Below are 12,398 nucleotides of genomic sequence, written 5' to 3'. Positions count from 1 at the left end.
TCTCCGGGTCATTTGTTAGCCACGCCGCGTCCTAGCGCCAGCGCTGGTCAGCGGGCACGCTGCCGTTTTTTACAAGTTCAGCGTTAAGCATGTCTTTTTGATGAGCGCGCTCAAGGGCGCCGATATGATCTTGGCCCATACACAGCCAACGATTCACCAACCGCTCAACCAGTACGGCATCGTCCACATCGATAAACAGCGTCCAGTCGAACAGCTTGTGCAGCGCCCGCCAGGGCTCTTGATCCAACAGCAGGTAATTACCTTCCACAATCACAATGCGCTGCGCTGGAGTAATCAACCGCCCTGCAGCTCGAGCGAGATCCAGCGGCCGGTCAAACACCGGCACCGCTACCGATTGGTCGGCGCGACGAATGCGCACTAAGTCATGGTGTAAGCCATCAACATCGAAAGTGTGCGGCGCGCCTTTCACTGGCAGCTGCTCATCACCTAGCACGGCGTTATCGAAGTGGTAGCCATCCATCGGCACCACGGCTGCCTGCCCTGGCCGCTGCTGATTAATGGCATCGCATAACAGCCCGCTGCGATAAGACTTTCCTGCTCCAGGTGGGCCCGCCAGGGCAACCATAAAGCGTGCTTTGCCTTTAGCGGCATCCAACAGTTGGTGGCTTAACGAAACAAGATCAGGGGTCATAGGCGTATCAACTCATCCAGTTGCCACCATCGACGTTGAGCGTCTGGGCAACGACATAGTCACTATCCTGACTAGCAAGAAACACGGCGGCCCCCGTGTGGTCTTCCGGCAATCCCATACGCCCAAAGGGTACAGACTCGCCCACCAAACGCTTTTTCTCGCCCAGCGGTCGGTTCTCATAGCGTGCAAACAGTGCATCGACTTCTTCCCACATCGGCGTATCCACTACCCCCGGTGCAATGCCGTTCACGTTAATACGGTGCTTGATCAAATCCAGCCCACAGGACTGGGTCAGGCTAATCACAGCGGCTTTACTCGCACAGTAAACGCTGACGAGTGGCTCTCCCCGTCGGCCTGCCTGAGACGACATATTAATAATTTTCCCCCCTTGGCCTTGTGCCACCATGGCGCGAGCCACGGTCTGCAGGGTAAAAAATAGCCCCTTGGCATTCACCGCAAACTGCTTGTCAAAGCTAGCCTCTGTCACCTCGAGCACCGGTGCCATATCAAACACCGCGGCGTTATTGACTAAAATATCGATCCCGCCAAATCGCTCGGTAACGCTCGCCACCATGGCGTTGATAGAGGCTTGGTCGCACACGTTCAGCACGACCCCCATCACGCGCTCGGCGCTAGCGTCTTGTTGCAGCGTGGCGAGTGCATCGTCGATGGCGCTGGCATCGATGTCGGCCACAATGACCTTCGCCCCTTCGGCGAGATAGCGCTGAGCAATGGCTAAACCGATACCCCGGGCACCGCCTGTGATGACGGCGCGTTTATTGAGCAGTTTCATTGTTATCTTGTCCTTGCAAATGGGATTGCCACTCGTCTACTAAAGCGTGAAGTCCGCGCATATGGGGCAAAATTCGCCAAGCGCCCGCCGCCAGTAGCCGTGAGGACTGCTGTTCATCAACATGACTTGCCCCCACAAAACCAATCACTCGCATGCCTGCAGCATAAGCAGCGGTTACCCCTGCCACGCTATCTTCTACCACCAGACAGCGGCTGGGTGAGCAGCCAAGAGAACTGGCCGCCAAGTGATAAATAGCGGGGTCCGGTTTGGGGTTTTCGACCTGCTCAGCGGTGAAAATCGGCACATCGCCCAGCGCGCCGTCCAGTTGGGTCGTGGCGAGCGATGCCAGTACGCGACAACGGCGGCTGTTCGAGACCACAGCCTTAGGTAAGTCGATGCCGCTGACGGCTGCATGCACCCCTGCAATGGCGGTTAACTCCCTCGCCAAGCGCGCCTCAATGGCGCTATCAACCAGCTCAGCGGCATCGGGCGGCAACAAGTGACGGCTTAACTGTTCCAGGTGCTGGAGGATATTGGCCGTCGTCATACCCAGGGCTTGGCTAAGTAGTGTTGGGATATCCAGATCCGGTAGCCACTGCCCAAGGTGGATTTCCAGAGTCTCTTCAGCGAGTGCTTCGCTATCCACCAGGACGCCGTCACAATCAAAAATCAGCGCTTTCATACCTGCTCCCCTGGAGAGGCAGGTTCCGTAGCCGCGCGATTATCTTGACGGGTCAGGCTTGCTAGCGGGTGCTGCTGCAGGCTAGGTAGGGCGAGCCCGCTTGCGTCAAACAGATGGGCGCGCTCGGGGGCAAAACCAAAACGCACGCTATCATTGACCCGGTAGGCCACATCGCCATCAGCCATAATAGTGATCAGCTCATCGTCCATTTGAACGTAGAGCGAGGTTTGACCGCCGAGGCGCTCAAGCACTTTTATCTTCCCACTCAGCGGCCCCTGCTCATCAAGGACCAAGTGTTCTGGGCGAACACCCAGCTCAAGAGTGGCGTTAGTATCCAGGTGCCCACCGTCGACCGGCACGCTGCGCTCACCGCCGCCGGGCAGACGAATCGCTACGCCTTCAGACGTTACGTCGGTCAACGTCACCGGTAGAAAATTCATCTTCGGTGAGCCAATAAAGCCTGCCACAAAGCGATTGCGCGGATGGTGATAGAGCGCCATTGGCGAGCCCACCTGCTCCACCACGCCATCGTGTAGTACAACGATTTTATCGGCCATGGTCATGGCTTCTATCTGATCATGGGTGACGTAAATCATCGTGGCATCTAGTTCTTCATGCAGACGTGCCAGCTCAATGCGCATCTGCACCCGCAACGCCGCATCCAAGTTGGAGAGCGGCTCGTCAAACAGGAAGATACTAGGGTTACGCACAATCGCCCGGCCAATCGCTACCCGCTGGCGTTGTCCACCGGAGAGCGCTTTAGGCTTACGATCTAATAGCGGCTCCAGCTGCAGAATTTTGGCCGCCTCCAGCACTTTGGCGCGGCGCTCCTCTTTGGGCACTCCAGCCAGGCGCATGCTGAAGCCCATGTTGCCCTCAACCGTCATGTGCGGGTACAGCGCATAGCTCTGGAATACCATGGCCAAGCCTCGGTCGGCGGGGCCCACATCGTTTATTCGCTTACCATCGATCAGAATGTCGCCGTCGCTTGCACTCTCCAAGCCCGCGATCATGCGCATCAGCGTGGATTTACCACAGCCCGAAGGGCCAACAAACACCACGAACTCACGGTCGTTCACCTCGAGATCAATGCCTTTGATGACCTTGGTGTCGCCAAACTGTTTGATAATGTTCTTCAGTTGTAAGGTTGCCATGGGGAACTCCTTTACTTGACGGCGCCAAAGGTCAGGCCGCGCACCATTTGTTTTTGGGTCATCCAGCCGAGGATCAGGATGGGGGCGATTGCCATGGTGGAAGCCGCTGAAAGCTTGGCCCAGAATAGCCCTTCAGGGCTTGAGAACGAGGCAATATAAGCGGTCAGCGGTGCCGCTTTCGACGAGGTCAAGTTGAGACTCCAGAACGCTTCGTTCCAGCTCAAAATCACTGAAAGCAGCCCGGTAGAGGCGATGCCCGGCAACGTTAGCGGCAGCAGCAGGAAAAATACCTCCTGCAGAGTGGACGCGCCGTCCATCCTGCCGGCTTCCAGAATGTCTTTGGGCATATCCTTGAAGAAGGTGTAGAGCATCCATACCACGATGGGCAGATTCATCAGGGTGTAAATAATGATTAGCCCGGTACGGGTATCCAACAACCCCACATCTCGGAAAATCAAATAGATAGGTACCAAGACACCGACAGGTGGCAGCATTTTGGTAGACAGCATCCAGAGCAGCGTGCCCTTGGTGCGCTTAGTCGGCAAAAAGGCCATGGCATACGCCGATGGAATGGCAATCAGCAGTGCTAAAAAAGTCGAGCCAAACGCCACGACGACGCTGTTTAGCGCAAAACGCGCATAGCCCGAGCGTGCCTGAACGGCTTGATAGCTCTCAAGCGTGGGGGAAAAGATAAAGCTTGGATCTGCAATCGCTGCCGTTTCGGTTTTAAATCCGGTCAGCACCATCCACAAGATGGGAAAAAAGATAATCAGGGCAATCGACCAGCCCACTAGAGTTAAGACCAGTTGCCTGATGGGCAACGAGCGAGCGTTAGCTGGCGCGACGCTATTACGATGAAGTGTCATTGAAATGCTCCCAAGACGCCCTGTCACCGGGGTTAGTCTTCTAAGTTCTTAGCGACCATACGGACAAGGAAAATCGCGACGATATTGGCGAGAATGATGGCGATCACCCCACCCGCTGAGGCCAAGCCCACATCGAAATCCAGTAGCGCTTGGATATAGATCAAATAGGCTAAGTTAGTGGTCGCGAGTCCCGGCCCGCCGGAGGTGGTGACAAAAATCTCGGCAAAAATCGTCAGCAAGAAGATCATTTCAATCATGATCACCACGCTGATGGCACGCTTTAGGTGCGGCAGCGTAATGAAGAAGAAAATCGCCAGTGGCCCAGCACCATCCATGCGCGCTGCTTCCACCTGGTCTTCATCCAGCGACTGCATGGCGGTGAGCAGGATCAATAGTGCAAACGGCAGCCACTGCCACGACACAATAATGATGATGGACGGCAGTGGTAGCGATGAGAACCAGTCCAGTGCAGGCAGCCCTAGCGACTGCGCCAGCCACGCTAGTACCCCATTAGAGGGGTGCATCATCATGTTTTTCCATACCAGCGCACTCACCGTTGGCATGACAAAGAAGGGAGAAATCGCCAGCACGCGGGCGATACCACGCCCCGCAAACTCCTGCTGAAACAGCACCGCGAGCAGCGTGCCACCCACCACGGTAACCACCAGTACCGACCCTACCAGTAATAGGGTGGTGCCCATCGCCGACCATAACGCAGGGTCAGTCAGCAAGTATTCATAGTTTTCCAGCCCGGCGAAGCCGGTCATCCCTGGCATGAGTAAGTTATAGCGCTGAAAAGAGAACCAGATCGTCATGCCCAAGGGCACGATCATCCAGAGCAGCAGCAGCGATACCGCGGGCGCTTGAAGCGAAAGCGTTCTTAGCCCACCGACCGTTCGGCCAGAAGCACGTGTTCTATTCATGGAAACACCTACAAGAAAACAGACCTGCTAGAACCACTGAAATACGCCTGCCCACATAACCGACATAACCGGGCAGACGTAAGAGTGCATTAACGTTCGATGTAGCCTGCCCGCTGCATGGTGCGCTCGGTGGCTCGCTGAGCGCTATCAAGCGCCTGAGCTACTGAGGTGTCACCGGTCAGGGCGGCGGCAATCGTTTGGCCCACTTGCGTACCAATCGACTGGAACTCTGGAATACCTACAAACTGAACGCCGACATAGGGGGTTGGCTCTAGGCTGGAGTCGGTAGGATCAGCTTCTTGTATGGCGTTAAGCACAAAATCAGCAAAGGGCGCGGCATCAACGTACTGCTCGTTGGCATAGGTGGATTCACGAGTCCCCGGCGGCACGCTGGTCCAGCCGTTCGTTTCACCAACAAGCTCGATGTACTCCTGTGAAGTCGCCCAGGTAATGAATTCCTGTGCTGCTTCTTTGTGCTCAGAGGAAGCGGGAATCGCCAGCGCCCAGGACCACAGCCAATGAGAGCCTTTAGGGGTTTTGGCGATGGGTGCTGGCGCAAAACCTAGCGTACCTGCTACGTCAGACTCGTTTTCGTCGTAGAGTTTGCCTGCTGCCGAGGTGGCATCAACCCACATAGCGCAGTTCCCACGAGAAAAGAGCGCTAGGTTTTCGTTAAAGCCGTTGGAGCTGGCACCGGGCGGACCGTAGTTGCTTAGCAGGTCAACATAGAACGCAAGCGCATTGTTCCAGGCCTCAGAGTTAAGCTTCGGGTTCCACTGCTCATCAAACCAGCGGCCGCCAAACGTGTTCACCAGCGTCGAGACAAAGGCCATGTTCTCGCCCCACCCCGGCTTACCGCGCAAGCAAATACCTGCCAGGTTCTCTTCGCTACCGTGTAACTGCTCGGCCCAGTCGCGCACCTGCTCCCAGGTTGGCTGCGCTGGCATCTCGATGCCAGCCTGCTCAAACAGGTCGGTGCGGTAGTACATCATGGAGCTTTCCGCGTAGAACGGCAGGGCGTGCAGCGTGCCATCTAGGCTTAGGCCATCGCGTACCGATGCCAGTAAATCATCTTCATTGTAGTCATCGGGCAAGTTTTCCAGCGGCTCAAGCCAGCCACGATCTGCCCAGATGGGCACTTCATAAGTACCGATAGTCATCACATCGAACTGCCCGCCACCGGTGGCAATATCCGTGGTCATACGCTGACGCAGCACATTCTCCTCAAGCACGACCCAGTCCAGAGTGATATCCGGGTGCGCTTGCTCAAAGGCATCGGTCAGGCTCTGCATGATGACCATATCGTTATTGTTTACCGTGGCAACGGTGATTTCTGTTTGAGCGTGGGCTTGGCCAGCTACCGCAATAGCGGCCGCTAGGGTCGTGACGGGTAAATGACGGGCAAGACGCATACAGCTTTCCTCTTGGCAAATATTGGTATTGTTTTTATCGGCACAGCGATTACTGGAACTGTCGTTATTAGGGCTGTCGTTATTAAGGACTGTGATTATTGGCAATGTAGCTATTGGCACCGCAGTCAATTTGATCAAATTGATCAATCATCGATCAAATGATCGTACGAAAGCCAAAAAAAAGCAAAGCCTACTCTTTTAGACTTTATGCTAATTCATTCAGCTATTTGCATGTTGCACTGCGCTATAATTCATTGAGCAATAGTGTTAACGATTTGTCTCGCCGCAATTTCATCCGTTATCAATCCTTTTAACCAGCCTCCTCGCAATGCTGCCCGTATGGCGGGCGCTTTATCGTGCCCACCCGCTATTGCCACCATAAGATGCTTACCGAACCGCTCTAGAGGCAAGCTGGTCACTCGCCGTGTTATTGAGCAATCAATCACCTCGCCCTGATCGTTAAGCGGCCAGCCCAGCAACTCACCTACCGCTTTAAGGCTCAATAGCTCATCTAACTCACTTTCGCTGATGAAGTGGTCTTGAAACAGCGTGGCTTGCCGATCGATTCTGCCGACCCCAATAAAGGCAGCTTCAGATTCTCTCGCCACATCGGCAATCGCTTTAAACAGGCGCTGTGTCAGCATGGCCTCTTTCTCGACTAACGACTCCGCTACCACGGGTGCAGGTAGTAAAAAGCGCTCGCCACCCGTTTTATCCGCCAGCAGCATGACCGCGTCGTAGCGGTTAGCCGAACCATCCCTGGCAACATTACCCACCAAAGAAACAAAGCGATGTTGGGGCCGCTCAATACGGCTAAGAGCCTCTACCGCAGCCCTAACCGAGCGCCCAGTCCCCAAAGACAGCGTTAATGGATCGCTGCGCTCCACCAAACGAGCCATCCGCTCAGCACCTGCAACAGCTAAATAATACGCAGCATTTTCAGGTGCCTGGCTATCGGCGGGCACAACATCGCAATATGCCAAGCCAAAATGATCGCGAAGCACGCTGCCTAATGTCATACAGGTAGAAATAGGATGGTCAATATGGACCTTTACCAACCCTTCTTGCCTTGCGAGCGCTAACAGGCGCTGGACACCGGGTCGAGAAACCCCTAACTGGTTGGCAATTTCATCCTGAGTCATACCACCGACATAAGACATCCAAGCGGCTCTGGCCGCCTGATCAAGCTTCACCTCAAACTTATCCATTGACACACTCACTGCCCTATAATTTGAAATATTGTCGCACAACGCCTTCACTAGGGCTCTTGCGCCATCGTTTATTAATAAGGATAAAGTTGACTATGTACAAGCTTGCTTTTTTTGTTCCCGTTGAAGATGCCGAGAGTGTTAAAGAAGCGGTCTTTGAGACAGGCGCTGGCCGACTTGGTGATTATGAAGCCTGCTGTTTTCAAACCCGCGGTACCGGCCAGTTCCGCCCGCTAGAGGGTGCGCACCCCCATATTGGACACGTAGGATCACTTGAAACTGTCGAAGAAGTGAAGGTGGAGCTTGTTTGCCGCGATGAGTATATACGGGCAGCGATTGCGGCATTGAAGTTAGCCCACCCCTATGAAGAGGTGGCCTATGATGTTTGGCAATTGGCCGACCTGTAATTCAGCAATACAAGGCGCTAGAAGACCACGTGGCGAGCAACGCCTAAACAGCAATAAAACTTAGGCGCTGCCAAAATATCGCTCTCTGTCTTCAGGGGTAATTGAGCTGATGTGCAGCGGGTAGTGGGCATTTTTACGGTCTTCATAAAAGTGCTGTAACGTGCGCTCAATCGTTGGAAAAGCAAGCTCGTCCCAAGGAATTTCATGCTCTTCGAACAGCGCTACTTCCAAGCTTTCAGGGCCTGCGCTAAAACCACCGAGAAGCTCTGCACGAAAAATCATATACACTTGATTGATATGAGGCAGATCAATGAGCGTATATAACCCCTCCAGCTTGACCTCTGCAACGGCCTCCTCCCAGGTCTCGCGTGCGGCAGCCTGCTGAGTGGTTTCGGCGTTTTCCATATAGCCCGCGGGTAGCGTCCAATACCCTTTGCGCGGAGAAATCGCCCGTTTACACAGCAATATTTTATCGTCAATCACCGGCAGCGTACCCGCCACAATACGCGGATTCTGGTAATGAATAGTGCCGCAGGCATCGCATAAATAGCGCGAGCGGTCATCGCCTTCAGGAACAGCAAAACGGACTTTTTCACCACACTGACTACAAAAATTCATCGCGTTTTCTCTACGGCTGATGGGGCAAGGCTTTAACGTACTTGACGTCAATAACCGCTGCTGGGTAAAAGAGAACAAAGTAAATGGAAACCCTATGTTAGAGAAACTGCGCAAACAACTGCAACAGCACTCCCCCCAACGGCTAGACCACGTTGCCATGCCTGAGGCTGCCGTACTAATGCCTATTGTTGAGCGTCCATCGCCCACGCTGCTGTTTACACGGCGAGCGAGCCACCTCAGCACTCACAGTGGCCAGGTCGCCTTTCCCGGTGGCAAACGCGAAGCCTCTGATACTGACCTCTATGCTACGGCTCTTCGCGAGGCACAAGAAGAGATTGCGCTAGCGCCCTCTTTAGTACAACCCTTGGGAAGGTTATCAGACGTTATTTCGCTACATGGCATCCGCGTCACGCCATGGGTCGGCATTATTCCGCCAGATTTGCCGTTGGTAGCAGATCCCTCAGAACTAGACACCATTTTTGAAGTGCCACTCCGTCACTTTCTAGACGACAAGCGCACCCACACCGATGTAATAACGGTAGATGGCGTTGCTCACTACGTACCTAGCTACCATGTCGATGGCCACGTGATCTGGGGGCTTTCTGCCATGATGCTGGTAGAACTACTGGCAGAAGGGTTTGGCATGTCAATTGACCTTTACCAGCGCCCACCAGGGGCGTTACGGCACTACCCAGAGAGAAGCAGTCGCCTACCAAAAGCAGCTAGCATGCCGACGAAGAGAACCATGAAATGATTGCCTCTGCAGCGCCAAACTCTTTACCCAATAGCAGTAGCCCTCCAGCGATCAACCCTATTGCCCATCTTGCCCTGGTTGATGCGCTCGTTGAGCAAGGCTGGTACGTGGGTAACAACGTGATAGACCTTGATCTTTGCCAAGCGCTGCACCGAGAGCTGAACCATATGGCCGAACACGATGTGCTTGATGAGGCCGGCATTGGCCGCGGCAAGGAACATCACCTTCGCAAAGATATTCGCGGCGATGCCATTCATTGGTTGGATAGAGAAAGCGCAGCCCAGCGTCGCTACCTTGACGCCATGGCAGAACTCCAACTGTCGCTCAATCAAGCGCTTTTCCTAGGATTGTTTGAGTATGAAGCTCACTTTGCCCACTACCCGCCAGGTGCATTTTATCAACGCCACTTAGACAGTTTTCGAGGACGAGCTAACCGGGTTATTTCAACCGTTGGTTACTTAAATCCTGACTGGCCCTTGGATGGCGGCGGAGAGATGGTCATTTATCACCCCGATACCCCTTCTCAGGAGGTTGCCCGCGTAGTGCCTGAAGCAGGTACGTTCGCCTGTTTTTTATCCGAAACCATACCCCACGAGGTGTTGCCAACCCAGCACCCGCGCGCCAGCATCGCTGGCTGGTTTAGGCGCAACGCCTCGCTGGGTGGCGTGCTAGACCCGGCCCGCTGAAACACTATGGACACCAGTAACGAAGCCACATTAAGCGCCAGAATCAAAGCCCTAGAAGCACAAAATGCAGCGCTGGAAGAAGAGAAGCGTCACTATCAGTGGCTGGCTGAAAGTACCACTGACTTGATATCTCGCCATGCCCGCGACGGTACTTTTTTATATGCCTCTCAAGCGGCGCGAGATTTACTCGGCTATGAACCCGAAGAGCTGATTGGCGTATCGGCCTATCAGCTGTTTCATCCTGCCGATCTAAGTGATCTGCTGAACAAATCCCCCCGGGTCTACTATCACGACGGTTTTTATCAGCAAACCTATCGCTTTCGGGCTAAGGCAGGTCACTACATCTGGTTTGAAACCACCAGCCGAACCCGCCGAGATGCTGCCACAGGCGAGCTAATTGATATTTTATGCGTCTCTCGGGATGTGAGCCGCCGAGTCCATGCCGAAGCCACAAGAGAGCGTTTAGCGCAGGTGGTCGAATCTACCACTGACTACGTACTTTTTTTAGGGCCTAACCACCATATCTTCAGCGCCAATGAAGCAGCTCGGCGCTGTTTTTCACTCCCGCGCGATGCCATGCAAGTTGCTCTGTCAGCGCTTTACCACACTGACTCGTTGGCGCTGCTGGAACAGGTCGTCTTTCCGGCGGTAGAACGCTATGGCTCGTGGAGCGGCGAGCTGGAAATGCTCAGCACAAACGGCTCGGTTCCTGTGCTCAGCGTCGTGCTTACCCACCGCAGCCGCGGGGCGGAACCTGGGCACTTTGCCTTAATTAATCGCGATATTAGCGTGCGTAAAGCCGCCGAAGCCCAGGCTCGTCGGCACCAAGAACAAATTGCCCATGCCAATCGGTTAGCCGCCGCCGGAGAGCTTGCGTCTAATATTGCCCATGAACTCAATCAACCCCTTGGTGCCATCGCCAATTACGCCAGTGGCGCCCTTTTGAAAACAACGCATACGCCCAACTTGCCCGCCAGCGAGCTACAGCTGCCACTGGCTCGCATTGATGAGCAAGTACAGCGTCTCGCCCAACGACTCCGCCATATGCGCAGCTTTGTGCGTAAGCGCAGCCACTGTGCCAAGCCCCTGGTACTTGAGCACGTCATTGCCGCCGCCTTTCAACTGTGCGACTGGCAGTATAAGCAGGCCTCTGTTCAGCTTACCCAGCAATTGCCCCACGGGCTGCCACGTATTTATGCGGACCCTATTGCCCTTGAGCAAGTAATCGTTAACCTATTGCTCAATGCGCTAACCGCTAGCCGTGATGTTCCTGGTGCCGATCAGGTCATCGTTTCAGCGCAAAAAAGCGGCAACCGGCAGCTGACCCTTAGCGTTGAAGATCAAGGTCTGGGTGTAGCGCCAGATCATCAAGACACCATTTTTGATGCCTTTTTCACCACCCGCGATGAAGGATTGGGAATGGGGTTGGCAATTAGCCGTTCGCTAATCGAAAGCATGGGTGGAGCGCTGACTCTGCGCCCCCAGCAAAGCGCGAAAGGCGCATGCTTTGACATAATACTTCGCACAGAAACAGTCTGATTGCGCAATCAGTGCATCAACAGGGGCCAGTAATGACCAGCAGTGTTGAACCACAGCCTACCGCCACCATTGCAGTGGTTGATGATGATCAAGCATTGCGTGAATCGCTGGTTTGGCTGCTTGAGTCCGTCGGCTTAACCGCCCAAGCGTTTCATGACGGCGAACAATTCTTAGCGAGCCAGCACGATAAGCTGGGCGCGCTGCTGCTTGATGTGCGCATGCCAGGCATGAGTGGACTGCAAGTGCAGCAGCAGTTGGTTGATCAAGGCGCTACCCTACCGGTCATTATGATGACGGGGCATGGCGATGTCCCTATGGCAGTGGCTGCACTAAAGAACGGCGCATTTGATTTTATTGAAAAGCCGTTTAACCACCAGCAGCTGATTGACAGCGTGCAACAGGCGTTGGGCAGCGCTCATCAACAGCAGCGCGCTCAGCAGCAATTGGCAATGCTGCGAGCACGTTACCAATCGCTACGCCCGAAAGAGCAGCGCATTGTGATTCATGTAGCAGAAGGAATGACCAGTCGTGAAATTGCCGAGCACATGGAGATTAGCGGAAAAACCGTCGAGGTCTATCGGTTAAGAGCCATGAAGGCCATGCACGCTGCAAATTTGGCAGAACTGGTGCGGCAAGCGGTGGCGCTGGAGCTCGTTTCCTCGCTCAGCGCCTCCCCTATTGATAGCGAACGGCCTAGCTAAAAC

Annotated in this window: 14 protein-coding genes; 5 read left to right on the top strand and 9 right to left on the bottom strand. The window is 54.5% G+C overall.

What is annotated here, in order from left to right:
• Positions 1–31 precede the first annotated feature (31 nt).
• The 8 genes from IR195_RS05295 to IR195_RS05260 all read right to left on the bottom strand — a co-directional run bounded on the left by IR195_RS05295 (position 32) and on the right by IR195_RS05260 (position 7,690).
• Positions 32–652, bottom strand: coding sequence for a nucleoside/nucleotide kinase family protein (locus tag IR195_RS05295; protein WP_206048961.1), 621 nt, complete (start codon positions 650–652; stop codon positions 32–34).
• A 7-nt stretch (positions 653–659) separates the two neighbouring features.
• Positions 660–1,445: an L-iditol 2-dehydrogenase gene (locus tag IR195_RS05290; protein WP_206048960.1), complete on the bottom strand. Its 786-nt coding sequence runs from the start codon at positions 1,443–1,445 to the stop codon at positions 660–662.
• The gene (locus IR195_RS05285; protein ID WP_206048959.1) at positions 1,429–2,127 is read right to left on the bottom strand and encodes an HAD family hydrolase; all 699 of its coding nucleotides are present in this window, start codon (positions 2,125–2,127) and stop codon (positions 1,429–1,431) included. The genes IR195_RS05290 and IR195_RS05285 overlap by 17 nt, the downstream gene beginning before the upstream one ends.
• A complete protein-coding gene (locus IR195_RS05280) occupies positions 2,124–3,281 on the bottom strand; it encodes an ABC transporter ATP-binding protein (protein ID WP_206048958.1) in 1,158 nt (385 codons plus the stop codon). The genes IR195_RS05285 and IR195_RS05280 overlap by 4 nt, the downstream gene beginning before the upstream one ends.
• 11 nt (positions 3,282–3,292) lie before the next feature.
• Positions 3,293–4,147 carry a carbohydrate ABC transporter permease gene (locus IR195_RS05275; protein WP_089038790.1) on the bottom strand — a complete coding sequence of 285 codons (855 nt, stop codon included), beginning with the start codon at positions 4,145–4,147 and terminating at the stop codon, positions 3,293–3,295.
• A gap of 32 nt (positions 4,148–4,179) precedes the next feature.
• Entirely contained in the window at positions 4,180–5,070 is an 891-nt protein-coding gene (locus IR195_RS05270; RefSeq protein WP_206048957.1) for a carbohydrate ABC transporter permease, read from the bottom strand.
• Positions 5,071–5,159: 89 nt separating this feature from the next.
• A complete protein-coding gene (locus IR195_RS05265) occupies positions 5,160–6,482 on the bottom strand; it encodes an ABC transporter substrate-binding protein (RefSeq protein WP_206048956.1) in 1,323 nt (440 codons plus the stop codon).
• Positions 6,483–6,733: 251 nt separating this feature from the next.
• Positions 6,734–7,690: a sugar-binding transcriptional regulator gene (locus tag IR195_RS05260; RefSeq protein ID WP_206048955.1), complete on the bottom strand. Its 957-nt coding sequence runs from the start codon at positions 7,688–7,690 to the stop codon at positions 6,734–6,736.
• Between the two features lie 95 nt (positions 7,691–7,785).
• Between IR195_RS05260 and IR195_RS05255 the strand changes: the two genes are divergently transcribed.
• Positions 7,786–8,097 carry a YqfO family protein gene (locus IR195_RS05255; RefSeq protein ID WP_089038794.1) on the top strand — a complete coding sequence of 104 codons (312 nt, stop codon included), beginning with the start codon at positions 7,786–7,788 and terminating at the stop codon, positions 8,095–8,097.
• Positions 8,098–8,157: 60 nt separating this feature from the next.
• Here the strand turns inward: IR195_RS05255 and IR195_RS05250 are convergent, their stop codons facing one another.
• Positions 8,158–8,715: an NUDIX hydrolase gene (locus IR195_RS05250; RefSeq protein WP_089038795.1), complete on the bottom strand. Its 558-nt coding sequence runs from the start codon at positions 8,713–8,715 to the stop codon at positions 8,158–8,160.
• A 94-nt stretch (positions 8,716–8,809) separates the two neighbouring features.
• Here IR195_RS05250 and IR195_RS05245 point away from each other — a divergent pair, with 94 nt between their 5' ends.
• The 4 genes from IR195_RS05245 to IR195_RS05230 are packed head-to-tail and all read left to right on the top strand — an operon-like array spanning position 8,810 to position 12,395.
• Positions 8,810–9,469 (top strand): CoA pyrophosphatase, encoded by a 660-nt coding sequence (locus tag IR195_RS05245; protein ID WP_171880173.1) that lies wholly within the window; start codon positions 8,810–8,812, stop codon positions 9,467–9,469.
• The gene (locus tag IR195_RS05240) at positions 9,466–10,155 is read left to right on the top strand and encodes a 2OG-Fe(II) oxygenase (RefSeq protein WP_125746312.1); all 690 of its coding nucleotides are present in this window, start codon (positions 9,466–9,468) and stop codon (positions 10,153–10,155) included. The genes IR195_RS05245 and IR195_RS05240 overlap by 4 nt, the downstream gene beginning before the upstream one ends.
• A gap of 6 nt (positions 10,156–10,161) precedes the next feature.
• Positions 10,162–11,694 (top strand): PAS domain-containing sensor histidine kinase, encoded by a 1,533-nt coding sequence (locus tag IR195_RS05235; RefSeq protein ID WP_146942647.1) that lies wholly within the window; start codon positions 10,162–10,164, stop codon positions 11,692–11,694.
• Positions 11,695–11,726: 32 nt separating this feature from the next.
• On the top strand, positions 11,727–12,395 hold the full coding sequence (locus IR195_RS05230; protein WP_206048954.1) for a response regulator transcription factor: 669 nt from the start codon (positions 11,727–11,729) through the stop codon (positions 12,393–12,395).
• Positions 12,396–12,398 lie beyond the last annotated feature (3 nt).

The sequence above is a fragment of the Vreelandella venusta genome (assembly GCF_015689495.1).
Taxonomy (GTDB): Bacteria; Pseudomonadota; Gammaproteobacteria; order Pseudomonadales; family Halomonadaceae; genus Vreelandella; species Vreelandella venusta.
Note: the sequence above shows the minus strand (reverse complement) of the source record. Positions and strands in the feature narration are given on the sequence as shown.